The sequence below is a fragment of the Pseudomonas sp. CLCA07 genome (genome assembly GCF_053615335.1).
Genome location: NZ_CM132131.1, coordinates 5,527,154 through 5,553,430, shown reverse-complemented (window position 1 = coordinate 5,553,430; position 26,277 = coordinate 5,527,154). Strand labels below are relative to the sequence as shown.

At 54.4% G+C, this 26,277-nt stretch carries 21 protein-coding genes and 2 pseudogenes; 9 read left to right on the top strand and 14 right to left on the bottom strand.

Features of this window, described 5'->3' with window-relative positions:
• Nucleotides 1–132: 132 nt before the first annotated feature.
• The 7 genes from tssI (at nt 133) to ACWGZX_RS25440 (ending at nt 9,870) form a co-directional block, all read left to right on the top strand.
• Nucleotides 133–2,175, top strand: a complete 2,043-nt coding sequence (tssI, locus tag ACWGZX_RS25470) for a type VI secretion system tip protein TssI/VgrG (RefSeq protein WP_452625944.1) — start codon at nt 133–135, stop codon at nt 2,173–2,175.
• Nucleotides 2,165–2,908, top strand: a complete 744-nt coding sequence (locus ACWGZX_RS25465) for a DUF4123 domain-containing protein (protein WP_452625943.1) — start codon at nt 2,165–2,167, stop codon at nt 2,906–2,908. Before tssI ends, ACWGZX_RS25465 begins: the two co-directional genes overlap by 11 nt.
• Nucleotides 2,905–7,713, top strand: a complete 4,809-nt coding sequence (locus ACWGZX_RS25460; protein WP_452625942.1) for an RHS repeat-associated core domain-containing protein — start codon at nt 2,905–2,907, stop codon at nt 7,711–7,713. Before ACWGZX_RS25465 ends, ACWGZX_RS25460 begins: the two co-directional genes overlap by 4 nt.
• A 2-nt stretch (nt 7,714–7,715) precedes the next feature.
• A complete protein-coding gene (locus ACWGZX_RS25455) occupies nt 7,716–8,120 on the top strand; it encodes an Imm50 family immunity protein (RefSeq protein ID WP_452625941.1) in 405 nt (134 codons plus the stop codon).
• A 559-nt stretch (nt 8,121–8,679) separates the two neighbouring features.
• Nucleotides 8,680–8,901 carry a hypothetical protein gene (locus tag ACWGZX_RS25450; protein WP_452625940.1) on the top strand — a complete coding sequence of 74 codons (222 nt, stop codon included), beginning with the start codon at nt 8,680–8,682 and terminating at the stop codon, nt 8,899–8,901.
• A gap of 331 nt (nt 8,902–9,232) precedes the next feature.
• Nucleotides 9,233–9,583: a DUF6124 family protein gene (locus ACWGZX_RS25445; protein WP_452625939.1), complete on the top strand. Its 351-nt coding sequence runs from the start codon at nt 9,233–9,235 to the stop codon at nt 9,581–9,583.
• A 17-nt stretch (nt 9,584–9,600) separates the two neighbouring features.
• Nucleotides 9,601–9,870, top strand: a complete 270-nt coding sequence (locus tag ACWGZX_RS25440) for a hypothetical protein (protein WP_452625938.1) — start codon at nt 9,601–9,603, stop codon at nt 9,868–9,870.
• A 316-nt stretch (nt 9,871–10,186) separates the two neighbouring features.
• On the opposite strand, the gene ACWGZX_RS25435 is transcribed toward ACWGZX_RS25440, so the two are convergent.
• The 6 genes and pseudogenes from ACWGZX_RS25435 to ACWGZX_RS25410 form a co-directional block, all read right to left on the bottom strand.
• Entirely contained in the window at nt 10,187–10,771 is a 585-nt protein-coding gene (locus ACWGZX_RS25435) for a hypothetical protein (RefSeq protein WP_452625937.1), read from the bottom strand.
• 194 nt (nt 10,772–10,965) lie between these two features.
• On the bottom strand, nt 10,966–12,030 hold the full coding sequence (locus tag ACWGZX_RS25430) for a lipocalin-like domain-containing protein (protein WP_452625936.1): 1,065 nt from the start codon (nt 12,028–12,030) through the stop codon (nt 10,966–10,968).
• Nucleotides 12,020–14,491, bottom strand: coding sequence for an FtsX-like permease family protein (locus ACWGZX_RS25425; protein WP_452625935.1), 2,472 nt, complete (start codon nt 14,489–14,491; stop codon nt 12,020–12,022). Before ACWGZX_RS25425 ends, ACWGZX_RS25430 begins: the two co-directional genes overlap by 11 nt.
• Before the next feature lies 1 nt (nt 14,492).
• Nucleotides 14,493–15,161: an ABC transporter ATP-binding protein gene (locus tag ACWGZX_RS25420; protein WP_452625934.1), complete on the bottom strand. Its 669-nt coding sequence runs from the start codon at nt 15,159–15,161 to the stop codon at nt 14,493–14,495.
• Nucleotides 15,162–15,296: 135 nt separating this feature from the next.
• A pseudogene (locus tag ACWGZX_RS25415) lies at nt 15,297–15,518 on the bottom strand (sulfatase-like hydrolase/transferase); the annotation flags it as partial.
• Entirely contained in the window at nt 15,485–15,763 is a 279-nt protein-coding gene (locus ACWGZX_RS25410) for a hypothetical protein (RefSeq protein ID WP_452625933.1), read from the bottom strand. The gene ACWGZX_RS25410 and the pseudogene ACWGZX_RS25415, both read right to left, overlap by 34 nt.
• Nucleotides 15,764–16,116: 353 nt before the next feature.
• Between ACWGZX_RS25410 and ACWGZX_RS25405 the strand changes: the two are divergent.
• Nucleotides 16,117–16,248 (top strand): annotated as a pseudogene (locus ACWGZX_RS25405) (hypothetical protein); the annotation flags it as partial.
• A gap of 130 nt (nt 16,249–16,378) precedes the next feature.
• Nucleotides 16,379–17,803 carry an undecaprenyl-phosphate glucose phosphotransferase gene (locus ACWGZX_RS25400; RefSeq protein WP_452625932.1) on the top strand — a complete coding sequence of 475 codons (1,425 nt, stop codon included), beginning with the start codon at nt 16,379–16,381 and terminating at the stop codon, nt 17,801–17,803.
• Nucleotides 17,804–17,851: 48 nt separating this feature from the next.
• Here the strand turns inward: ACWGZX_RS25400 and ACWGZX_RS25395 are convergent, their stop codons facing one another.
• The 8 genes from ACWGZX_RS25395 to ACWGZX_RS25360 all read right to left on the bottom strand — a co-directional run bounded on the left by ACWGZX_RS25395 (nt 17,852) and on the right by ACWGZX_RS25360 (nt 26,272).
• A complete protein-coding gene (locus ACWGZX_RS25395; RefSeq protein WP_452625931.1) occupies nt 17,852–18,988 on the bottom strand; it encodes a glycosyltransferase 61 family protein in 1,137 nt (378 codons plus the stop codon).
• Nucleotides 18,989–19,075: 87 nt separating this feature from the next.
• Nucleotides 19,076–20,218 (bottom strand): hypothetical protein, encoded by a 1,143-nt coding sequence (locus tag ACWGZX_RS25390; protein ID WP_452625930.1) that lies wholly within the window; start codon nt 20,216–20,218, stop codon nt 19,076–19,078.
• Between the two features lie 413 nt (nt 20,219–20,631).
• Nucleotides 20,632–21,372 (bottom strand): WecB/TagA/CpsF family glycosyltransferase, encoded by a 741-nt coding sequence (locus ACWGZX_RS25385; protein ID WP_452625929.1) that lies wholly within the window; start codon nt 21,370–21,372, stop codon nt 20,632–20,634.
• Nucleotides 21,372–22,559: a glycosyltransferase family 2 protein gene (locus tag ACWGZX_RS25380; RefSeq protein ID WP_452625928.1), complete on the bottom strand. Its 1,188-nt coding sequence runs from the start codon at nt 22,557–22,559 to the stop codon at nt 21,372–21,374. Before ACWGZX_RS25380 ends, ACWGZX_RS25385 begins: the two co-directional genes overlap by 1 nt.
• On the bottom strand, nt 22,556–23,758 hold the full coding sequence (locus tag ACWGZX_RS25375) for a glycosyltransferase (protein WP_452625927.1): 1,203 nt from the start codon (nt 23,756–23,758) through the stop codon (nt 22,556–22,558). The genes ACWGZX_RS25380 and ACWGZX_RS25375 overlap by 4 nt, the downstream gene beginning before the upstream one ends.
• Before the next feature lie 75 nt (nt 23,759–23,833).
• Nucleotides 23,834–24,757, bottom strand: a complete 924-nt coding sequence (locus ACWGZX_RS25370) for a DUF535 family protein (RefSeq protein ID WP_223512811.1) — start codon at nt 24,755–24,757, stop codon at nt 23,834–23,836.
• A gap of 7 nt (nt 24,758–24,764) precedes the next feature.
• Complete coding sequence (locus ACWGZX_RS25365) at nt 24,765–25,742, bottom strand: glycosyltransferase family 2 protein (RefSeq protein ID WP_452629067.1); 978 nt, start codon at nt 25,740–25,742, stop codon at nt 24,765–24,767.
• A 5-nt stretch (nt 25,743–25,747) separates the two neighbouring features.
• Nucleotides 25,748–26,272, bottom strand: coding sequence for a serine O-acetyltransferase (locus tag ACWGZX_RS25360; protein WP_223512808.1), 525 nt, complete (start codon nt 26,270–26,272; stop codon nt 25,748–25,750).
• Between the last annotated feature and the right edge of the window lie 5 nt (nt 26,273–26,277).

Below are 26,277 nucleotides of genomic sequence, written 5' to 3'. Positions count from 1 at the left end.
ATCAGGTCGACCGTCTCAAGCATCGGCCAGCTCTGCTGGTCGATGTTGTTTTCGCCCTTCCAGAATTTTCGCGTCTGCTGATGCCTTCTTCGGCTATTGGCGAACGCCGCAGCACTGCACGAGGAACAAGGGATGTTCGCGCCGGCCAATCAGACTCACTTTGCCCTGACCATCGAAGGCCTATCCAACGATTTACAGGTGCTGTCCTTGCAAGGTCGGGAGGCGATCAGCCAACCGTTCGTGTTTGAGGTGGAACTGGTCAGTGAACAGCCGTCCCTGGACCTCGAAACCCTGCTGCACAAACCGGCCTTTTTGCAGCTCTCGCCTGACGGCAGCGGCATTCATGGCCAGATCTACCGCGCCGCCCAGGGTGATTCCGGCAAACGCCTGACCCGCTACGCGGTGACCCTGCGCCCGCAACTATCGTACCTCACGCATCGCATCAACCAGCGCATCTTCCAGAACCTCAGCGTGCCGAAAATCATTGGCAGGGTCCTCGAAGAGCACGGCATTCAAAGCAACGCCTACGTCTTCAACGTCGGGGCGATCTATCCCGAGCGTATCTACTGCGTTCAGTACGATGAATCGGACCTGCAATTCATCCAGCGCCTGTGCGAGGAAGAAGGTATTCACTATCACTTCCAGCACAGCGCCACGGCCCACAAGCTGGTGTTCGGCGATGACCAGACGGTGTTCCCGAAACTCGCCCCCGTGGCCTATCAGCAAGACTCCGGCATGGTCGCCAACCACCCGGTGATCAAGCGCTTCGACCTGCGCCTGGAAACCCGCACCAGCCGCACCACCCGCCGCGACTACGACTTCGAAAAACCACGTATCACCCTCGAAAGCGAAAACCGTGGCGACGCCCTGCCCGACCTCGAAGACTACGACTACCCCGGCCGATTCATCGACCGCGAACGCGGCAAGCACCTGGCCAAACGCGCCCTAGAACGTCACCGCAGCGATTTCCAGCTCGCCGAAGGTAAAAGCGATCAGCCGTTGCTGGTCAGCGGCCACTTCCTGGCCCTGACCCAACACCCGAAAGCCAAATGGAACGACCTGTGGCTGCTGACCGAAATCCTCCACGAAGGCAAACAGCCGCAAGTGCTGGAAGAGTCGGTCACCAGCAGCACAACCAACCTGAAAGACGATTTCCATCAGGGTTACCGCAACCGCTTCCAGGCCACCCCGTGGGACGTACCGAACCGCCCGCCGCTGAATCATCCCAAGCCAAGAATCCTCGGCAGCCAAAGCGCCGTGGTCACCGGCCCCAAAGGTGAAGAGATCCACTGCGACGAATACGGCCGCGTCAAAGTGCAATTCCATTGGGACCGCGAAGGCCAGGCCGACGACAAGACCAGTTGCTGGCTACGGGTCTCCTCCGCCTGGGCCGGCGCCCACTACGGCGGCATCGCCATCCCGCGCATCGGCATGGAAGTACTCGTCACCTTCCTCGAAGGCGACCCCGACCAACCGTTGATCAGCGGTTGCCTGTACCACAAGGAAAACGTCGTCCCGTACGAACTGCCGGCGAACAAGACCCGCAGCACCTTCAAGACGCTGAGTTCACCAGGTGGCGGCGGCTTCAACGAACTGCGCATCGAAGACAAAAAAGGCCAGGAACAAATCTTCCTGCACGCCCAGCGCGACTGGGACGAAAACGTCGAACACGACCAGAAAATCCGCGTCGGCAACGAACGCCACGACACCGTCGAGCAAAACAGCTACAGCGAATTCAAGGCCGAAGAACACCACACGGTCTATGCAGATCGCAGAGTCGAAGCCCAAGCGGATGACCATCTGACGGTGGGCGTGAATCAGCATATCAAGATCGGCACCGGGCAGTTCATTGAAGCGGGCCAGGAAATCCACCTGAGCAGCGGTATGAAAGTCGTACTTGAAGCGGGTAGCGAACTGACGCTCAAGGGTGGCGGCAGTTTTATCAAGATCGATGCCAGCGGTGTGACGTTGAGCGGGCCGGTGATCAACATGAACTCCGGGGGGAGCCCGGGTAGCGGCACTGGCGCGGCGCCGTTGCTGCCGGGTGTGTTGAAGCAGGCGGATGCGGATAAGGCTGGCGCGGTACTGACACCGGCTCAAGTCAACACCCTCAAACGTAACGCGCCTTTCTGTGAAGAGTGCGAAAAATGCAAGGCAGGTACGTGTGCGATCTGATCTTTTGACTCCACAGGCGTGGCTTGCAGAACGGCCGTTGCAAGCCAATGAACGCCTTTATCTGATCGTCAGTGCCGCCAGCGACGCCGATGCGCTCAAGACGCTTTATCAGGATGATCCAACAATCCAGGCCACTCCGATCTGGAGCGCAACCCCCTACGCGGGCTGGCAACAGGTCATGCCCTACCTCGTCGAGCTGAAACCCAACTCCGGTTTTCTACCGTGGATTGCCGAAACGGACGCACAGGACTGGGGTTGGCTGGCGGTTTCAACCAGCGAGCCGGACGTGGTGTTCGAACACCTTCGCAGCCTGACCCAAGTGCGCATGCCCGATGGCACCGAGGTGTTTTTCCGGTTTTGGGATGGGCGGCATATCTACCCGATTCTGGAGGGGTTGGGTGATGCGGCGGGGGAAGTGCTGCCGGTGTTTGATCGGTATCTGATTAATGGCAAGCGTCTGGAGGTTGGCACCCGGGTGGTGCCGAAGGCGAAGGATTGGCCTTGGTGGGAAGTGCCGAAGGGGTTGCTGGATGGCCTGACGACGAAAAACCCGTCCACAGTGATCGGCAACATGATGCAGTGGCTGAAGGAGGATCACGCCGAGCTGTATTTCTCGGTCCCTGAATCCAACTTGCAGCAAAAAGTGGCGCGCTTTGTAAAACGCACCCCACTCACGGAAGAAAACTACACAGGGCTACTGAAGGCCTACTTGGAAAATGAGGTGACCGTATGAGCATTTTGATGGGTTCCATTGTTGGGAATCTCACTGCGAAACAACCCGACGCTCAGGTCATCATCAGTGATTTCAAGAAGTGTATTGCTGACTATCGCAGCCATGCCGAAGCTTGGTATGGCGGCGCTCTGGATGCGGAACAACAATTTCAGGTCGGCGACGAAGTCGGTACTCAGGACAAAGACAGCAAAGAGCAAGTCGACCTTTACGCAAACTGCCCGGCCAACGGCAAGCTAAAGCTGGTTCACAGTTTCGAGTCTGCGCGCTTTGTCCCCATCGGCAATACACCGGTCCGGTTGGCTCCAGTGGTTGACGGCAAGATGTTTGGAAAAAATGAAATAGGTCAGGCGATCACCGCAACGATTGGTCCTAGCGGGATCCTCGAAGTTGAGAGTCTCACTCCGAATCAGCAGTACAAAATCACGTTTTTCCCCAACCCCACTCCCGCGCAAATCGACACTCTGTTCAACTCCTATCAGGGTGTGATCGGTGATTTGAGCGGTTGGCTGCAAACCCAATGGACCACCGATTTTCTACCGCTCTGGCAGGCGCATAACAGCGCGTCCATGGCTGGCCGGGTCATGCAGGACCTGGAGGCGGCCTGGAAAGGCTTCCTGAAAGCGATCATGGGTTTGTGGGGCGATATCAAAAGCCTCTACAACCTGGTTGCACATCCTCGAGAGAACTACGAAAAACTTAAAAAGTTCTTCACCGAGGAAGAGATCAAGCGCATCTACGACGCCTCGGCGGAAGCGATACATACTGCCCTGCTGATTGCCAGTGACGAGCCATTGATGTGGATCTATGTGGCCGCCATCATGGCCTGGGTCAAGATGCTGCCACCGCAGACCTGTACGGAAGTGCTCTCCGAACTGACCACAGAAGTCCTGCTGAACATTCTGGTCGGCGTTGTATTGACCGGTGGTCTCGGCTTGGCAGTACGTGTCGGCACCAAGGCACTGAAAGCCACGCAAAACAGTGGCAAGGTGCTGAAACTGATTGAAGACTTCACCGACATGCTGATGAAAATCAGCAAGAAGAACGCTGCGGTCCACACTGAAGCCGCCAAACCTTTATTGCTAAACGGCAATTCAGCAGTCAATCAGGCACGCAAAGGCAGCGTCGAAATTGCCGCCCCCAAGCCCGCAACCACGGCAACAGCGCCGAAGAAAAAGCCAAAGGTTACAGGCGGCAAAGTTGAGACCGACGCGCAGATCCACGCACGCGGAAAGAAAGACAACACCACACGCATCGAACAAAAAGAGCCTGTCGACAACGCCCCCAACCAATCGAAAACCCCCGCCGATCAACCCGCCCAGTGCGCGAACAAAACCTGCACTGATGGCGAGCCTGTGTCGATGGTCACTGGTGAGGAATTGCTGACGCTCACCGATGGCGAACTCGGTGGCCTCTTGCCGCTGGAATGGACGCGTCTTTATCGCAGCAGTGCGGTCGAAATCGACAGTCGTCTCGGCTATGGCTGGAGCCATTCACTGTCCCATCGCCTGAACTTGGACGATGAAGGCGTGCTGTGGACTGACAATGAAAACCGTCAGACCCGCTTCCCAATGCCATCCGAACAACGTCCGGCCATCACCAACAGCCTGGCGGAAGCGGCCATTTATCTTGGTGATGCACCAGGTGAACTGATCCTGACTCAGGCCGGCCCAAAAACACGGTTTTACCATTTTCGTGCCGGGCGTCTGAACACCATCAGTGATGCCTACGAAAACCAGTTGCACATCAGCTATGACTTGGTCGGCCGCATACAGCGCATCGACAATGGCGCTGGTCGCGCCTTGCTGCTGCGTTATGACGATCGCCATATCTCGGCGGTCGACTACCAGCAACAACGTGCCGAGTACGATGATCGCGGTGAGCGCCAGGATCCATGGCAAACCGTGCAAACCCTGGTCACCTATCACTACAACGAGCGCAATCAACTCATCAGTGCCACCAATGCTGCCGGTGAGCGCGAGCATTATCGCTACAACGATCAACACGTCATTCTCGAACGTCAACTGGCGGGTGGCGCCAGCTTCTACTGGGAATGGGAACGCGAAGGCAAATTGGCGCGCTGCATCCGCCACTGGGCCAGTTATTCGCAACTTGAAGCGCGCTATGTGTGGGACGACAAGGGCACGGTGACCGTGCTTAACGCCGATGGCAGCGAGCAGGTTTACGTGCATGACGAAAATGCGCGACTTATCAGCGAGACTGCGCCCGACGGAGCACAAACGCAAAGAGCTTATGACGGCGAAGGTCGCCTGATCGCTGAAAAAGATGCACTGGGGGCTGTCACCGAATACCAATACAACGATGCCGGGCGTTTGATTGCGGTTGTCCCACCAGAAGATGAACCGACCCGCTACAACTACTACGACGGCCAGCTCATCGATGTACAACGCGGCAGAGCTCGTTGGAAGTACGAGCGCAACCGTCAAGGCGATATCACCCAGCAAACCGACCCCCATGGCAACGAAACTCACTACAGCTACGACCGTCAGGGTCGCTTGTTGGAAATTCGTCATCCTGATGGCAGCCGCCACCAACTGGGCTGGAACAACCTCGGTCAATTGTTGGAAGAACGCCTGCCCGACGGAGCTCAGCGCAAATATCGCTACGACGCGCAGGGTCGACAGATTACTCGTCAGGAAGAAACCGGCGCGATCACCCACTACCAATGGGATGCAGTCGACCGCCTGACGCAAGTCACCCTGTCCGGCGGCGCCAGCCGTGCGTTCACTTACAACCCATACGGCCGAGTCACCGCAGAGCGCGATGAGCTGGGCCGTGTGACGCGTTACGAATACGCCGATGGTCTGCACCTGGTCAGCCGCCGGATCAATCCAGACGGCAGCCAGTTGCGTTATCGCTACGACAATTCGCGCCTGCTGCTGACCGAGATCGAGAACGAACGTGGCGAGCACTATCACCTCGATTACCACGCCAATGGCCTGATCCAGCAGGAAACCGGTTTCGACGGCCGCCGCACCGCCTACGAGTACGACCTCAACGGTCAATTGCTGAAGAAAACCGAATTCGGCGACGATGACAGTGAACTTGTCACTGAATATCAGCGCGACGCCGCTGGCCGCTTGCTGGTGAAAACCCTGGCTGACGGTAAGGAAATCCACTACAGCTACGACGCGCTTGGGCGTCTGGTAAACGTCGATGACGGCCATTGGCCGCTCGCGTATGAATATGACCTGCAAGACCGCCTGATCACGGAACATCAAGGCTGGGGCACCCTCCGCTACCAGTACGACACCGTCGGTCAACTGAAACACTGCCGCCTCCCGGACGGCAGCAAGCTCGATTACCACCATCAGCGCGGCGGTCAACTGAGCAGTATCGACCTTAATGGCTCTCGCTTGACCGCCCACCAGTTCAACGCCGGTCTGGAGCAAAAACGCCAACAAGGCCTACTACTCAGCGAATACCAGTACGACGAACAAGGCCGTCTGCAAGCACACAGTGTCAGCCAAAAAGATCGAAACATCTTCCACCGTCGCTACGCTTACGCCGCCAATGGCAACCTCACTGGCATCGACGACAGTCGCAAAGGCAATCGCAGCTACCACTACGACCCGCTCGATCGCCTGATCAACGTCCGTGGCAGCACCCCGGAAAGTTTCGCCCATGACCCTGCCGGCAACTTGCTGGGCCAAGGCGATCAACCCACCGCACACCTGGCCAACGTCAAAGGCAACCGCCTGCTGATGCAGGGCGACCGCCACTACGACTACGACGCCTACGGCAACCTCATCCGCGAACGCCGCGGCACCGGGCAAAAACTCGTCACCGAATACCGTTACGACTGCCAGCACCGCCTGATCGGCGCCAGCCTGCCGGGCGGCAGTGTCGCGTCCTACAAGTACGACGCCTTCGGCCGCCGCATCGAAAAAACCGTCGACGGCAGCACCACCGAATTCCTGTGGCAAGGCGAACGCCTGATCGCGGAAAGCGCTGACAACCGCTATCGCACTTATATCTATGAACCGGGCAGCTTCCGCCCGCTGGCAATGCTGGATGGCGAAGGCCCACTGAAAGCGACGCCGTTTTACTATCAGCTCGATCATCTGGGTACGCCGCAGGAGCTCACTGACTACAGCGGCGAGATTACGTGGTCTGCGAAGTACCGCGCTTATGGCAATCTCGCTGCACTCGATGTTGCCGAAATTGACAACCCGCTGCGATTTCAGGGGCAGTACTTCGATGCGGAGACGGGCTTACACTACAACCGGCATCGCTACTACAATCCGGGGACCGGGCGGTTTTTGACACCGGATCCGATCAAGCTTGCGGGTGGGTTGAATAACTACCAGTACGTGCCTAACCCTACGGGGTGGGTGGATCCGTTGGGGTTGAGTGCTGACGAGTGCCTTAAAAGCAAAAATAATCCGCAAGCAGGCAAACCCAGTGAACCGCCCCCCCCGGAAATTTCTCGGAGCGGTGCGTTCAAACAGGCCAAATCCGAAGCAGGAATCTCAAGAACACAGCAACCTGACACCGTTTACGATCCTACGACGGGGAAAACGCGTCAGTACAAATATGTGAGAATGACAGACAAAGCCGGTGAAAGTATTTTGAACAGCGAAGGAAAGCCCATACTCACACGGGAGTATCAATACACACGCGCTGATGGATCAAAGGTGATAATTCAGGATCATTCTGCAGGCCACAAATATTTTGAGCCTGGGAACAAAGGCGACCAGGCTGCTCACTTTAATCTACGACCGATTGAAAACACCAGAACGGGTAAAATCCCAGGTGCAAAAGATCACTTCTACTTCAAGGAGTAATTATGAAATTCTGGAACGATATTGACGGCAGCACTTTTTTTAACCAGATTTTCACGACACCCATAGCGATCGGCACCATTGACCTTTTCGCTTTAAATATTGATAACAGCAGACCAACGATAATAATGGAATTTGATATTGAGGAACTCCCTGACGCACCTCCTGCAAAATGGAAAAAGACCCACTTCAACACATGTCGAATCGGATTAAATTGTGGCGATATCAAAAACGTCCTGATCAAAAACATACCTACAACAGATAAATTAAATATAACAATCACAAAAAAAGAAAACATATTCATAATCCAAGCCTCAAACAAAAACTCAATGATTGAGTTCACAACAAAATTTCCTTTACTTTGCGGCCCCTCGGCATACATGAACGATAAAAACTCCGACACTATTTAGGAGTATTAAAAATGAACAAAAAAGAAACTAAAGGGAACGGATTTATTTTTAACTAAAGAAAATAAATCCGTCCCCTTTTCACAGATAGGTTTCCGGGTGAGTTTTATTACGATTTCCTGGAAGACGCAAAAAATTCAAAGTATGCCGCAATAGAATTTACAATTTCAAAACACATACTTGAATCCAGAGACAGCATCGACGATAGCGACATCACAATAATCAAATATGGCGCTCTCAATTCAGAAGAAGACATCAATAACTTTCTTCAGAAAAATGAGATTAACCCAGAACTGTTCACACCACCATGGACCTGCGATTACCCATTAGACTGACCAAAAACAAAGCAAACAAAGGGGACGGATTTATTTTCGACAAAATCCGTCCCCTTTTTACCGGAGTTGAGTGCAAACACTATCCATGGCCATCCTATTTCCGAAAACTCATTTAAAAATCTCACAAAAACATAAAAAACCAATTGGACATAAAAAGAATAATTGCACTCTGCGGAACGATCACACTTGATGATCTATCTCACCTCAACCAGTTTCTTGACACATCAATGATCATTGACGACTTAAAGGAGGACCTATTTCAAGCCGTCTTCCCTAAAAATCAAATTATTGATATAGGCTGGCATCCCGAGTTCTGTGAGAACGGTACTTTCAAAGTTTCCGTAATTAAAGTATACAACTGGGAGCACCCTGCTTTCAGCGACAAAGTAAAAAACTGGGAAGAACTTCACAAAGCAATCTCCATTGCCTTGGAGAAACTGGAAACATGAAGTCAATAAAAGCGCATGAAAAATCTGAAAAAAAGCACACAAAAAAGGGTACGAGGTAAAAAGGCAAAAAAGAAGGGGCGCATTGACTTTTTACACTTTTTTTTCATTCTCCTCTTACTTAAAAAGTATCAGCAAGCTTGACTTTATTTCCATGGATCCATGCTTCAGAAATTTCCCGCAACCCCTATCGACTTTCATGACTTGTAACCCCCCCACTCCCCCAGATAACCTCCCCCAGCCGCTGCAACCTCAGCGACCGGTTTTGACAGACCGAACACGATCAAGGCATGCAAATGCCGCTTTGCGGCTCCGTCCCTACAGGAGCTTCACCATGAAAAAATGTCCAACCAAATCCTTCAACCCAATCGAACTCAGCCAAGCCACCCAACGCACCGTCAGCGCCCGCCTCCGCGATCCGAACACCCCCGACCCCATCAGCCACGTCTTCACCATACTCCCCAACATCGACACCGAAACCCTGCTAAGCCACGCCTGTGAAACCCTCGCCTCACTCAACGTCCTCACCACCGAACTGGCCTGCGAACTCGAAGGTTCACACCGCAGCCTCGCGCTCTCAATCCAGCAACTGGCGGTAGTGGGTGAATTGTTGGTAAACCGTGCGCTGGACAATCTCGACCCTCCTGGCGATGCCTCCGAAGCCCCACAAAGCACCCAATCTTGAGAGAAGGAGGTTCAACCATGGCTCGATACATGCCCATCACCGGCATCGACTGCCTGATCCCTTCCCTGCTGGTTGATACGGAAGCGCCCCTCGACGTGTTGCACGACACGGCGGCATACCGAATCCGCAGCGTGACTCAACTGGTGGAAACTCTATCCTCGGGTGATTCGCTCAAGGGCGACAACGCGCTACTTCAGGACTTCGCCCGGGCAATTGCAATTCCACTACGCGACGGCTGCGACTTGCTGGACGTTATCGGCCGACGCTTACAGGCACAAGCTGAATAAAAAAACGGGCGATCCTACGATCGCCCGTTTTTGTGTATTCGCTGTCAGCACGTCTAAAAAGTGTCCGCCCAGTGTAATGGCCTCGGCATTCCATGCACTGGTAAAGAGCCCTGACACTGGGCGAACGAGGGAATTTTAATAGAAGTTTGCAAATATGTCCGCGAAACGAACATGAAATTTTATATACATAATGTTTAAGTGAATGTCGATCGAAATACTATTCGGCCCGCACCAAAACTCACCAACCAGAACATTAAAGCTGATTGTTCTTGTACAAAAAAGCTATACAAGAACAATCAGTCTATACCGTCAATCCTCAGCTTTTGGATTTAGTGGTCACTTTCAGTACGTCGGTGTACGTGACGACAACGCTTTGTCCAACTTTCAGGTCTTTGAGTTTGGCTTGAACTTCTGGTTTTACGACGTCAATCGTTTTCGAATTACCCTTCGGACCTTCGAAGGTTACCTGATGTTTCGCCAGGTCGATGTGGGTGATTTTCAGCTGAACCTGGACCTGACGGTAAGCTTCGCCAGCCGGTTTGTCGCTACCTGGAGCCGCGCGAGCTTCGCCCGTGCGTTCGGCGGCGCCTGGCAGGCCCTTGTCGACGTCGGTATCGAGGGCGAATACGACGGCGTGGGCCACTTGAATGTCGACCTCATCGCCAGCTTTCAATTTGCCAAGGTTTGTCGCCTTGTCAGTCAGTTGGATAGAAGTCTCTTTACCTTCAGGTCCTTTAAGGACGACTTGATGTTTCGCGGCATCGACCGAGACAACTGTCGCGGTCATTTGATCCGCTACCACGTCAGCAGACAGCGGAATCTCCTCAGCCATGGCGCCAAGGCTGACGGCGGACAGCAAGGTAGCGAGGGTGATGGCTTTGGTCAGTGCGTGGAGTTTCATAGGCAATACATTCCTTGGTAATAAATGACAGCAGACCGCTCTGGCTCAGGCGTCAGCGCGATCTGTGCCAATGAGCATAGACGTTCTTCAGGGAGTGTTCGCAGTTTCTGCGCGGTGGATTCGCCGCTGTCCGTGTTTTTGCTGCTTTCCTTGCGCCAGATCAACTCGGTCAGGCGCAGCGCTCGACTTCGTCCTCAATAACCGGTCATTTCCAGATAGCCCTGCCCCGCATGGCTGCCGCTCAGTTGCACTGGCCCTTCCCAATACGGAATGCGCAAATCCATCCAGGCATTGGGGTTGAGAGCGTCGAGGGTGATGTCGAGGTGCTTGCCGGGAATTTTGATTGACCAGCGCACGGGCATCTGACGGCCAGCGACCTTGGCAGTGTCTTGCGGTGTGAGGCGGATGTCGTCGGCGTGCAGTGGTTGAGTCTGCCCCTGGGCGTCGATCCAGGTGCCGGTGAGGTAAGGCTCGCCGTGCTTGTTGCGCATGCGGTAGAGCATAACTTGTTCGCCGCTGTCCAGGTGCAGGGAAAACCAGTCCCAACCGGTCTGGTTGGCGGTCAGCGGCTGGCTGCTCCATTCGCGGTCGAGCCAGGCCGGGCCGCTGACTTGATAGGTTTTACCCTCGATTTGCAGCGAGCCACTGGCCTGAAAAAACGGCTGGCTGTAGTAATACGACGCCTGGCCTTGTTCGGATTTCTGGCTGAAACCTTTATCGCCCTGAAGCACCAGCGGGCGGGTGGCTGTCAGGTGTAGTTGATAGCCGAAATCCTTATCCCGTGCACTGAGTTGGAGATCCGATAAAGGGTCGGAACTCTGACTGCTGAAACGCCAATCGTCGATCCAGGCATTGAACGGCGCCAGACTCACACCCGCCTGACCGACGCCGCCACGGGCGTAGCGTTCAGCGGCGTGATGCACCGTCGCTGACGTCACGGCCGCGTGCCCCAGCCAGATCGTCTGATTGCCCCAGCCTGCGACCTCGGGCGCTGCCTTCAAGGCGCTGCGAAACAACGTCCATTGCACGCCGAACTCGTGGCCCTGCTCGTCCTTGAGGTTGGCGGTGACGTACCACCACTCGATGCGAAAACCGTCATGCGGCCCGTGATCCGCCGGGAAGCTGAACACCCGACCGGGCAGCACCGGCGTAAACGCTGCCGCCTCGCCCCCCAGACCGGCGAAGCCTTTCTCAACCGGTGCCGTGTTGTCGCAACCACTCAACACAATCACAAGCAGCAGACCGAGCTTAATCCTCATGAGCAAACATCCTCAGCAGGTCCGCCGGTTGCGTGCGATACAGCGAGTACAACGGCCACGCCGACGCCAGTAACGTCGCGAGCAATGCCAGCCCCATCAACTGCAACAGTTGCAGCGGAAACACGCGCAAAGGCAAGCGCCAGCCGAACGCCTGGACGTTGATCACCGCATCCAGGCACCACGCCAGCGCGATTCCCAGCGGCAACGCCAGCACCAGCGTCAACACCGCCAGCAACCAGGTTTGCCCGAGGTTGAGCAGCATCAATTGCCGGCGCGTCACGCCCAGCGCCCACAACGGCGCAAGCTGCCCGAGACGGCTTTGGCTTTGGGTCAGCAAGCTGATGAACAACGCCACACCGGCTACACAAAAAGTCAGGCTGTTGAGCGCGGCCGTGGCGGCGAAGGTGCGTTCGAAGATTTGCGTCGACCAGCCCTTGAGCCGCGCCTGATCGACGATGCGGCTGTCGTCGAGCGCGAAGCGTGCCTGTAATGCGCTGACGAACGACGGGATCGATGCCGGTTCAATGCGCAGATTAAAACGGTTGGGCGCCAGCTGTGGCCAGCCGCGCAGCAGGTGGCTGACGTTGACCAGCAGGTGGCCCTTGGGGTTGCCGTAATCGGCGTAGATCCCGACGATGCGCGGCGACCACGGGCCGCCCGGTGTGGGAATGGTCAGGTGATCGCCGAGGCGCACCTTCAGTCGTCGGGCCAGTTGTTCGCTGAGCATCAGCGCGTCGTCCTTGGCCAGCCGGTCCCACGGGTTGTCACCCAAGGCCTCCAGCAACGGCCAGTGCTGGCGATAGTTCGGGTGATCGATCACGCCAAAGACGTCCGCCGGCCAGCCTTGCAGCTGGATCGCCACTTGCCAGTTAGGCAGTACCGCCAATACTTGCGGCTGCTGTTTGAGCCAGATGTCCAGTTCACGAGACTGAGCCGGGGTTTGCGGATTGACGTAGAGTTCGGCGGTCAGACGCTGTTCGAGCCAGTTGCTGAAGGTCTGGCGAAAACCGGCGGTCATGCTGCCGGCGCCGATGTTCGCCGCGAGTGCCAACAGCAGCGCCATCAAGGCCAGGCTCAGGGCCGGCAATTGCTGTCGGCAATCGGCGACAAACCATTGGCCGAGCACTGAATGACTGCGCTGCAAGACGAGGTTGAGCACGATATTGAGCACCACGGGCAGCGCCAATGCGGCGCCCAGCAACAGCGCCGCCATCAATACAAATCCACTGGCCAGGCTGTCGCCCCAGATCAAGGCGCTGAGCGCAATCACGGCCGCCATCCCTGCGACCCACCCCTGGCGCCGCAGCCAGCGCGCATGAGCCTGATGCCAGGCTTGCGGATCAGCCAGTGCCAGCAACGGCAAACGCGCCGCCCGCAGCAAACTGTTGGCGCCGGCCAGCGATGCACCGAGCAAACTCAGGCCGACACCGCTGAGCCACCACCACGGGCTGAGGTTCAACTGCCCCGCCACTTCGGCGCCGTACAAACCGCGCAGGCTGGCGGCAACGTCCGGCAATAATACGCTGGCCAACAGGTAGCCGCTGACCACCCCGGCGAGGCCGCCCATCAGCGCCAGTCCGCCGAGCTCAACGGCCAGGCACGCGATGAGCATTCGTGCACTGACGCCACAGGCACGCAGGGTTCTGAGCAGGCCCCGGCGTTGTTCCAGTGCCAGACCGATGGCCGCGTGGACGATGAACAAACCGACCACGAATGACAAAAAACCCAAGGCGTCGAGGTTCAGGTGAAAGCTCTCGGTCAGGCGCGCGAGGTTGTTCTCCTCGCCGCTGCTCTTGAGCTGGAGTTGATCCTTGAAGGTGTCGGGTAAAGGAGCGCTGAAATCCTTCGGCAACAGCAAGCGCGACAATTGATCGGGCAACCCCAAAATCTGTTGAGCAAAGCCAACGTCCACCAGCAGCACACCAGGGGCCATGTCGGTTTGAACGTGCAGCGGTGGTAATGCCACACCGCTCAAACTTGTCGGCCGTTCACCTTCGCGCAACCCCAACGTCTGCAACGTCTGCGGCGAAATCCAGGTACTACCCGGCGCACTGAAGAACTCGACAATCTGCTCGATTGGCAACGCCTGCCCCGCCACCGAGGAACCGGCCGGCAGCGACACCGGCTCGATGCCCATCAGCTGCAAGCGCTGCTCTTCATGCCCCTTGAGGATGACTCGACCTTGCAGCACCGGCGACACCGGCCAACCGGCACGACGCAAGTCGACAAATAACGCCTGGGAAAACGTCCCGCCACCGGGCGCACTGAGACTGGCCTGCGGTTCGCCGCCGATCAACTGACTGGCCCGCGTGTAACTTTCTCGCGCCTGGCTGTTCAATGCCTGTACGCCGGTGAGCAAACTGGTGGCGAGCCAGAGCCCGGTCAGCACGCTGAAAAACTGCACCGGGTGCTGCCGCCAATGACTGAGCAGCGCCCGTAACGTCTCGCGAAAAACCCGCACCTCAGCGCTCGTCCGTGCCAGCCAGACGACCACCGTGCAACACCACTTTTTCTGCCAGCCGCGCGGCAACCCGTGGACTGTGAGTGACCATCAACAACGTGGTGGGCGTGTCGTCGAGCAATTCCAGGAGCAGCTTCAGCACCTCGTCGCTGGTGGCTTCATCGAGGCTGCCGGTGGGTTCGTCGGCCAGCAAAAGTTTCGGCTTTGACGCCAGCGCGCGGCCCAATGCGACTCGCTGCTGTTGGCCGCCGGACAGTTGCTCCGGATAGCGTCGCAGTAAGTCACTCAAGCCCAGGCGCTGCACCAGATGCGCCTGCCAGCGCGGATCATGGCGCCCCGCTAACCGCGCCTGAAAGGCCAGATTGTCCTCGACCCGCAAACTGCCGATCAGATTGAACTGCTGAAACACCAGGCCAATTTCGTTGCGCCGCCAGTTGGCCAGTTGCCCTTCGCTCATCTGCTCCAGCCGATGTTCATCGCTGCGGATGCTGCCCTGGTCGACTTTGTCGAGCCCGGCAATCAGGTGCAGCAAGGTGCTTTTGCCGCTGCCCGACTCGCCCATCAGCGCCAGGCTGCTGCCGGGTTTGAGCGTCAGGTCGACGCCTTGCAGCACCGGCAGCGGACCTTGCGGGGTAGCGTAACTTTTGAAGACACCTTGGACCTGAAGCATGGGTAAACCCGTTTAAGAAGCGTGAAGCAAGGATAGCGGCCTAAACAGATGCGTTGCCTTCGGATCAACCCTCACAACCCGATCCCTGTAGGAGCGGGCTTGCCCGCGAAGGGGCCCGATCAGACAACAGAAATGTCACTGCCCCGCCGCCACACTCGCTGGCGACTGCGAAGGCGTCACAATGCTCTTCAAATCAATATGCTTCCACTGCGGCTTCGCCCCCAGCCGCGCATTGAACCGGTAGTTAAACGTGAATGCGTCGGCCGTCGGCACACTCAGTGGCTTGCCATACACCGCCTCAACCCCCGCCAGGTCATACCCCATCAACTGCAACAGCGTCGGGAAGATGTTGTAGTGACCAGGATATTCAACGCGCTGCCCACCAGCGCGAACAGATGTCGGATCAACGTCTGCCGAATGTACGCAGTCATAAACAGCGCCACCGTCAGCACGATAAACGTGCCCCCGAACAGCAGCACCGGAAAACCGATGCCCATTCCACTCAAACGTTCGACGTAATAGTCGTAACTTTTAAGCAAATAAATAATTAAAAGAAGTTTTTTTAGATATCGAATCGTTATCTTTCCGGCGCCATTGGCCAATAGATTGTCGGCCTTTTTTTGACACTAGCTCCGACCCATCCAAGCGCAAGAATTGTCGGACTTTTTAGTGCGCGTCAAAAAAACGTTGATTCGAAAATGACACATTTATTTGGAAATTACCCCCGATTTTTTGGGCATAAGACCGTCCATCGATTTCTTTAAAACTTTGCAATCCCTTAAAAACCGCGACAATTCGAACACCAACAAGCACTTGATGGCATTTAGCTCCAAACAGTGGGAAATCCCTAATACGACAGAATGTCATTTTCCTGACACGCTTTCCCAACGCTGGGCTATACCCTTTTTGAGAGTTCTACTTTCGTTATTTCAACTGTCTTACGAGGCACGCCAATATGGACGTGAGCGTATTTGGCACGGGCTATGTTGGCCTGATACAAGCAGCGGCACTGGCCGATGTCGGACATCGCGTCTTATGCGTCGACATTGATCCAAACAAGATAAAACAACTGCAACAAGCGGTGCCGAAATCTATCAATTTGGTGGTCGGTGGCTTACCACAAGCAGGAGTGGCTTGGCGGTAACGCGGGCGCTAACGCTCTCTAGCGAGGGCCGTTTTGACTGAATCGCGACATCATTGAGCGCGAGGATCTAAATATGATTTTTGAGCCCAATACTAGCCGTTCCGTTCTTCAGCGAAGAAGCAGTACCAGTATCGTTATTCAGGCTGGTCTCGATGCTGTCGCAGTGACCGGTGTCGCGTGGTTCCTGATCAACTATCACATCGGCTTCATATCGCAGGCCTATGTCATCATGGTCCTGTTGCTGCTGGGGGCGTTGGCCGTCGTATACGATCACTATGCTATTTACCGAAGCAATGTCGGCTTCGCTGTCAAAACTTTTAAGCTTCTCAAGGCATGGACGGCCGTTTTTTGTTTTCTTGTTGCCATTGCCTTTCTTACCAAGCAAAGTGAGCAATACTCACGTTTGTTGGTGGGTGAGTTGTTTGTTATCGGGTATTTCGCGCAATTGCTTTTGCACCTCGCAACACGCGAAGTCCAGAAAAAGTTCCTGGCCCATCCGACTCATAGGAACAACGCGCTTATTATCGGCAAGGGAGAGCTGGCCAACTTCCTTCACCAGAAAATCAGCAATAACCCCTGGCTGAGTGAACAGGTGGTTGGGGCAGTGTTGATCGGGACGGATGAGGATCATGTGGAAGATGGTTCAAAGAATCCACATCGCTTAAAAATACTGGGCCATATCTCCGACCTACATGAACTAGTTGTTCAGCATTCCATTCGTACCGTCTATTTCGTTACGCCTCTGGATGGTTCAAAGGTTATCAAAGACGTTTATTTAAAGCTGTTTGATAAACACATCGCCGTAAACTGGGTGCCGGATATTTTTTCACTGCGCTTGATCAATCACAGCGTACGTGAAATTGCCGGAATTCCCGTGCTGACCCTTTCTGAAACTCCGCTGATGGGGATGCGGCTGCTTCTGAAGAACCTTGAAGATAGAGCCCTGGCCTTTCTCATCTTGCTGATTGCAGCACCGTTGCTGGCGGTAGTCGCCATTGCCATCAAGCTCGACAGCCCTGGGCCGGTGTTCTTTCGACAACAACGCATGGGGTGGAGTGGCGACTCGTTCCGTATCTGGAAATTCCGAAGCATGGTCGTCCATCAACCGGAAGATGGCATCGTCAAACAGGCTGAAAAGAACGATCCGCGCACTACCAGGGTGGGCGCCTTTATTCGCAAAACAAGCCTGGATGAACTGCCGCAGTTGTTCAACGTGTTGATGGGGGAAATGTCCCTGGTGGGGCCGCGCCCCCACGCCATTGCGCACGATGCGCAGTACTCACCCGACATCTCGGACTATTTTGCCCGTCACAACATCAAGCCAGGGATCACAGGCCTGGCTCAAGTGCGTGGCTTTCGCGGTGAAACGAGAGATATAGAACAGATGATTCGGCGGGTTGATTCGGACATTGAATACATCAACAACTGGTCGCTCTGGCTCGATTTCGTCATTCTTCTGCGCACTGTGCTTGTCTTCTCCGGCAAGCATGCCTACTAGTCGATTCCGAGGGGCGCTATAGAAGTTACGACCCCTTCACCTACTTGATCAGCCTACAAAAGTGTCGACCGGAAATAGATCCAGGGTGCGCTCAACCTCATCGGCGTCGATTCTAAAACCATCGCCATCGGGTGTGCCCACTACAAAACCAAAGTTTTGATGATCGCGATCCGTTAGATATTTGAAAAAGCAGAGGAACCGATTGGGGGGCTGCAATACCAGCAGCGAACCACCAAGCGGTAGTAGGTTAACACCGTGTATGAGGTGACTACCCTCGATCCCTACCACGACTCTTGCACCGGCACAGGCCGCGACGATGGTAGCAACATCAGACTTTGCGGGATCGATAATGCGAAATCCTCTGCGGTCACGCAGATGTTCAGCTAGTTCCATTTCATTTCGTAACAAGCGCAATTCACCCTTGTTGCCGCGCAGAACAAACACGCCAGGATGGGAATTATATTTTACGTGCGACAGCAACCTTTCACCCATCGCACGAAAGCGAAAGTGCTTATGTCGATTTTGACTTAGATCGTCAAAGATCACGAGCTCACGGAAAAATGCGTTACGTTGACGAACCGGCGTCATACCCAGCCAATCTTCATAACCGGGGGCGTGAAGTATGCCGGTCTTGGCGGTAGAAACGAGGTTGGCGGGCAGTGCCGTGGTAACTGGAATACCCTCTTCGCATGCCATAGGGTAAGTTATACAATCATCCATCAACCATGAGCCGAACCATTTATTCCCGCCCGCCGTGCAATAGATCGCTCCGCGATCAATTTCGTTTTCTACGCGAACTCTTGGCAGCCATTGTGATCTTGGCGACAACCATGATTTGGCATCGTCTTTATAGATAGTACCATCAATTAACCATACATCTTTAAGCAGGTAGCCGTGCGTTGGGCCATGTTCAACACTGCCTACGCCCTCCATTGTTCGACGGGGATGTTCGAAGGGATAAAATAAATCGCCTGCCCATCCCGTCACGCGCTCGAGTTGATTGGGCAGGAAAAAAGCAGGCGGAGCAATTGAGGTTTCGCCAGGAGCAATTTCCCAAGTCTTGACGGCGACACTTTGTAAGGTCAATGGCGGATTTCGTGTAAATCGTGCTTTTAGAATATGTTTGTACGCAACAAGACTCCACTTCGATTGACTGCTATTCGCCAATGTATTGGTGCTCGACATATTAACTTCCACTCTGAGGCAAATACACAGAAATTTAGTTTATAGCCCACCACGTAAAACTCCACCGCTCAAAAGCAAAAAATACATTTACCCGGACATGATACTTTTTATGATGGGAGGGACCTTTAAATGATTATAGCGACTGCGCAAGGTATCGAGAAGCATAGCTCCGGGCTCTTTAGCGCAATGAAGATATACTTTAGAGAGTCCACCGAAGCCCATTTCACGATATCGATTCGTAACTTCCTCATCAGTCCGACCCTCGGGCAGTCCAAGATGAAGTGTCAATTTTTTACCTTCGACAGCAAATAATGGTGTTTCCCAAAGAAATTGCGCTACGCCCTCTTTCGGCAGTCGTACATACAGATAGCCGTGATTGCCCAGCGTATCGACATCCCCTCCACGCCTTCTTTTCCACTCGAGGAGCCCATCATCCGGACGCGCCAGACACGTACCGATATCGTAATAGTCAAAACCGTTTTCTATCGCCCACTCAAGTGCCATGAACGTAGTTATCGAGTTGATTTCACGCAATTTTTTTGCATCTGAAAACACTGCATCCGGATAGCCGAAGCGGATCGTGCTCCAGTAGCGCCTTTCCCCTCGGGTAATGGTGCACCCCAGATGGCAGGCCACTACCTCGTCTTCCAGCATTACCAGGTCGAGTCGCCCGGCATTTTTCGCCACCCTTTGAACCTCATGCGATTCAATCTGAGAGGCCGCTGCGCCATGCCGGGCTCTGGCATAAGGTTGAAGCATTTCCCGATCTGCTCTTTCAATCTCGTTATCATTCAATGCTTGCTTCATACGATAACGCAGTCGGTTTTTACGCAGATTTCGCCGCAGCTCTGTATTGTATCTTGCGGTAATGTCCTCTATTGGCCTGCCCAAGGGCACGACTGCACTCAGAGACTGAGGTATATGCAACGCGCCCAAGGTCGGCATTTCACTCACTAGCACCGAGTGCCTTGATTTATCTGATTTTAATTCTCTATCGACCACTTGAGGGTCGGCACCCAAGAGAACTTGCACAAATTCCCGTCGTGCTTTACGACCAACATAGAGAATATCGTAAAGACTGTTTTCCCGAAGTCTGAGCCTGACAATTTCCCAGCGCCAAAAACATGCTCGCGCGAGTAATTCATATAGCTCAGCGCGTGATTCTCTCAACTCAAATCGCATTGAAGGAGATATTAGCTTACGCATCAGTATTGCTACATATTTTTTCATTTGTTCACTGGCGCAAGTTAAGTGAATATTATTTCAGCTTTAAAATCAACAGGATAGTCACTCGAAACAAAAGCTGAATTGCCAGGCTCGCCCTTAAAACCCGTAGTACACCTTTGCTAGCATGTTTGTATGATCTGCCATCTCTTAACGCTACACCACGTTTTTTTCTTGCGAGAGATTCGTAACTATCTTAATAAGGCCAAGACTATCTGACACTGCCTGACTGTCACCAAACTGACAAAATTGCTTCTAATATGCCCAGCAGGTCGGTAATCCTCATTGTAGTAAAGATGCCGTGTTGGGGTTATGCAAGATCGTTGTGGCGCTGGCGGCGTTTTTTTATGGCCCCGATTTTTTGCGGCCGATCGTGGGCCAAAAGGTAACATGCACCCAAGGGCAAGTGAGAGCACTCGCTAAGGAGTTGCCCCTCTGTAGATCAGCATGCGAAGCAAGAACATCGGATTGCCAACCACATAGCGACTGAATAATCGTTTTGGCTCCTGTATCAGCCTGAACACCCATTCACAACCGAAACGACGCACCCATTTCGGCGCCCGATCAACTTTGCCCCCCAGAAAGTCGAGGATAGCCCCACCGCAGACAATCAGACATGGCACACCGCTGGCGGCTAGCCTGGTCGCTACGACCTCTTGTTTGGGCATGCCCATTCCCAGCACAACCAATTCTGGCTGCCAGAGCCTGGCAAGGTTTACATAGGTATCCGCTTCCGCAAAACCATGGTGCGCAGACACTACATTTACCGCAAATAGCGCATCACTTCGTTTCGCCGCATTAGCTAGAACAGCCTCTTCAGTGCCCCAAAATGCCACACGTCGTCCTTTAAACGCGGCCAACAGTTTGGGAATAAAATCCGTGCCATTCATGTTTAACCCCGGCGCCATTCCGAGACGACGAAACAGCATGGCCATGCCGGAGCCGTCTCGCAGTAAAACGTCAGCAGACGACAACGCTTCGTAGTATTGATTGTTAGCCGCCACCAGGTTCATGGCGTGCGCGTTGACGAACCCAAGCACTGTTGTTGCGTCAAAACTGGATAAATCATCAATCAAATCCTGTTCATCGCCAACATCGCTGACCAGCCTGAGTTTCGGGACAATCGTTTTCCAGGTGTCCTGCCAGGTAAGAGCACGCATCACGTGTCATCTCGCTTCGAACGCACCCACTCAACCTGGCGCTTCATTAAAAATCCCAGGTATAGGGGTATTTTTTTCAACGCGTAGAACGGCGCATACAATAAGGTAGAAAAAGATATGATTCCGCGACCAAATTGGCTCCATGCCAGCAAGACTGTCACACCCAAGATGCCCAGCCCGGCAGAAGCTATCAAGGAGGGTGCCAGGGCGCCAAAGAGCACAAACACCAACCAGGACAGGCTAAACGCCGCTCCCAGTATCAGGGTCAGTAAGGCCAACGGCGGAACCAACAAATCCAGCGTCATAGCCAAAAGACTCCAGTTGCCCCGACTAATAGACTCCACGATCAACTTTGGCGTATCACCGAAAAGTACCCCCAGGTGACCATGTTCCCAACGCGTTCGCTGGGTCCTTAAACCTTCATCACTGCGTGGAAAATAACTGATCACCAAAGCGTCTGGGCAAAATAAAGGTGGTTTGCCGCTTCGGCAGAAATCCAGGCCCATCTTCAGATCTTCGACGATGTGCCCACTGGCCAAATTGATTAAAGGCAGGTCCCGCCAAACGAACGCCATGCCTGTGCCCATTAACTGACAGGGCAAGCCAAGCCGAGCCCACCCTTTGGGCCGCACCAGGTTCTTCACACACCAGGCAAACTCGGCAAGCCGCACTTTTAGCCCGGCGCCTTCTGGAGCACGCATCAGATTAAGTGATTGAGTAGGCCGCCCTGATTCGATGCAACGCACTGCCAGCCTTTCAATAGAACCCTCGACCACCTGGCAGTCGGCATCAATAATGATGAGGACGTCCGGCGCACTGCTCGTCAAATGATGCACGCCAAAGTCCAGCGCATAGCCCTTGCCGCGCTGCTGATCATTGCTGCGCTCCACCACCTCGGCGCCCGAAGCGCGGGCGTGCTCGGCTGTGTCGTCAGAGCAGTTGTCCGCCACCACCAACAGGCGATCGCCAGCAAGCAACTGCGGCCGAATACTATTTAACGTTGCGACGATGATCGATGATTCATTGTGTGCAGGCACTAACACCGCCACTCGCGGCCGCGATCCTTGTTTCGACGCAGGCGATCGCACAGTCAGGCAGGCCAGCAACACCTGGATGAACAGCACCAGCACCGGCAAAAGGACGAGTAGCAACAGTGCACTGAACAGCCAACTGAACAACGTGATCATATTTGGCCCTTAATCAATTTCGCCAATTTGGTCGCTTCGGTATCAATATCGTGCCGCTCCAGCACTCGCTGATAGGCGGCGTCGCCCATGCGCTGCAACACTTCAACAGGTTGCGCGAGGCAGTCTGCGAGCGCTGCCGCCAAGTCCTCAGCCGCGCCCGCGGGGAACAACCAACCGTTCTCACCCTGGCGCACCAACTCGGGGATACCCGCCACATAAGTCGTAAGTACTGGCCGGCGCAGGGCCATGGCTTCCATGATGACCACAGGCAAGCCCTCGGCGAAACTCGGCAGCACCAAGGCCCGCGCCGCAAGAATTTCCTCTCGCACCTGCGCGCTGCTGATCCAGCCGGTGATACGAACCTGAGCCTCTAAACCATGTTGCGCAATCAGGGCTTCAATTTCCTCACGCAGTTCCCCATCGCCGGCCAGCACTATTTCAAACGCTACGGATTGCGCTGCCAGAATACGGGCGGCCTCCAGTAACAACAATTGACCCTTTTGTTCACTCAAGCGCCCCACACAAACCAACCGGGGGGCTGCCGGTAAAGCAACTGCCGGTACATCGTGAAAGGCTCGTTCCAGGCCACAATGCACCACTTTGACTTTTACCCAGTGCGCATGAGGCACCCAGCGAAACAGCTGGCTGCGCCCATAAGAGCTGACGGCCACGACAAAAACTGAGCGCTGAACTTTCTCGCCCAAATGAATAAACTGCGGTTTGTCGAACTCTTCAGGACCGTGCACGGTAAAGCTATAGGCGGGCCCGCCAAGAGCATTGGCCAGCATCACTACTTCGGTTGAGTTAGTGCCGAAATGCGCATGCACATGCTCGGCACCGAATGCCTCTAACCAAGACAGCAAGCGGCAAGCCTCGAACAAATAGACCAAATGGTACGGCAAGGGGCGATCGGCATGTCGGCCCATGCGTAGCGCCAACCACAGCGCCGATAAAAAGCGCCGCGGCTTGGCGCGCAGCACCTGGAACACAGGCACCAACAGGTCTTTGACTCCACCCTGGAGCACATAAAGGGTTTTATCGCGTTCCGACACGTCCTCAGCATCCACCAATTCGGCATCCCAGCCACGCAGCGCAATGCGCTGCACTTCCAAGCACTGGCGTTCTAACGCCAGAATCTCGCGGCGGATGAAGCTATGGCTGACCTTGGGGTATTGATTGATGAAATAAGCGATACGCATAGGAACCAAGCTTCGATGTCGTGGCGGTGAATTATGACTGCAGGCAAACCCACAGTCGTACGGTGATCACGAACGTCAATGTGCTAAATAGCGGCCTTTCAACACCTTATCTATTGCTCTAAATGTGTCATCTAGATGCTCATAGCGCCTGCGGTACATGGCGCGCTTTTTTGAAGGAATAGAGTCAAGCGGCTTCCTGGATGAAGCCATGGGAATCTCAAAAAAGTCTTCGCGCTCTGAAGGTGTCGCCCCATGCTCCAACCAGATCGAATCATAATTTGCCGCAAGCTCTTGAGCTTTTTCACCGCCGAAATACGGATGACGATGATGGCGATACCCATCCCCTACCGCATATATTTTTCCAACACCAATATTCATTGAGATGTATTTAATAGTCTCAATCAGAAAACTTCTTGGCCGAAGGCCTTCAAAATCTTTTGTAAGCTCCCGGTAAATTGCCAAGGACTTATCATTCTCTATCCCTTTGTGTATCCCTTGAACTGCACCGATGAAAATACAAAGCTCAATCTCGGTGTAGCACAACGTGAAGGCTATCGATGCAACGCGCAAATTTCCCTGAAACAAGTTCAGCACCAGCTCTCCTTCGCGCATAAACCATACGGGACGATCCAGAACCAAGGAGCAACCCGCAGACCACTCTGATAAATCACTCAAGATAAAGCGGTCATTGCGCCCGAAAAGCAAAAACTGTGGACAGCTTTTTGTGACCACTTCGTAATGTGAGGCTAATACGCTAAGCCTGGCCTGGGAGTCCCATCTTCTACTAATGTATGGCCAATGAACAACACCGACACAGTCGGTCCCCAGCTTCTCAAGTCCAGACTTTCCCAGCGCATTTGACATGCGCGACAGAAATAATTTCAGATCGGACCAGTTTATTCCAACCAATACCAGAAACTTCAGCTTGTTTTTCAACGCTCTGACGGAATACCCAGCATGTAAAGAAAGCACGCTTTTTAGTACCAGCCAATAACTCATAGAAGTCTCACTTGTATTCGATCAACGCCGATTTACCGGTGCCGAATCTGTCCAATAGAAACTTGACTTGTCCAAGCAACTCGGGAAATTTCCCCAGCACGAGAAAGAAAGCCAGCAACCAGTTTTCGCGCGCGGATCTATCGCCCCGACGAGCCAATCGCGCTACCTGCAATGGATAAACCAGCAGCAAAAGCAGCCCCAGCCACCCCAGCATCAAGCCCGTAATGATAGTCGCCAAGGGAATCCCCAAGCCCCAAAACCAGGCCCGACGCGACTCACGCCGCCAGTGTTGCTCCGGTGCATTCCCATGCAGAAATGCGCCCTCGGCAAAGGCGTAACCACCGCGCAGAGTACGCCACCACCATTGGCCAAAACGAGTCATGGCCGCATCATGCAAGGTCATGTCGCCATCCAGGCGCCAGACCTTCCATCCATTGGCACGCAGGCGCAGACACAACTCGGGTTCTTCCCCGGCAATAAGCTCCGGTCGAAAACCAGAAACAGTGGCAAAAGCGTCGGCCCTTATCAGCGCATCACCACCACAAGCCTTGGTCTCACCTAGCGGCGTATCCCATTCGAGATCGCACATTAAGTTGTAAATCGAGCGCTGTGGAAATCGTTCGCGCCGCCGGCCACAGACCACCGCAACCTGAGGATTTTCATCAAGAAAGGCCTGTGCCCGAGGCAGCCAGCCTTCGACCACCTCGCAATCACCATCGACAAACTGAACATAACGTAACGCCGGCAATAAGCGTCGCACACACGCGAAGCCTTCATTACGCGCGCGCGCAGCCGTAAAGGGAACCGTCATATCCAACTCGACCACTTCGACCCCAAGCTTCAGCGCCATCGGCACTGAACCATCCGTTGATCCTGAGTCGACATACACTGCCTTCTGCGCCACACCGACCAGCGAAGAAAGACAACGCTCAAGCCGTAGACCTTCGTTACGACCGATAACTACAACACCAATACCAGTGGCCATTGAGTTCATAAGCATTCCTTTGCTTCTGTGCACTTTCTTTTCTTGATAGTTGCAGGCACGCCCACGGCAATCGAGTCGTCGGGTAAATCTATGAGCACCACGGCATTGGCACCGATCACAACATTATTACCAATGCGAATATTGCCCAGTACCTTGGCCCCGGCGCCGATATCAACATTGTTGCCTATCACCGGGGCAATGGGCTCATCCACATTTTTTAGCCCCACCACCACGCCGTTGCGGATGCGGCAATCGTCGCCGAACTGCGCATAGCCACTGATCACGATTCCACCGAAATGATCGATAACGAAGTTACGGCCGACCACAACCTCACACGGCAGTTCGATACCCGTCACGATCTGCACAAACTTGAAAAGTACTTTGTATATAAAAGAGAACAGCTTGCGTAACAGCGCCGGACGCACGCCGTAGCGCCAGCGCCCAAAGCGATAAACCAGCATCACCCAGAAGCCCTGAGCCGTCCAATCCCCACCGTATGCACGCAAGTCGGCACGTATGAATTTGAACATAAAAG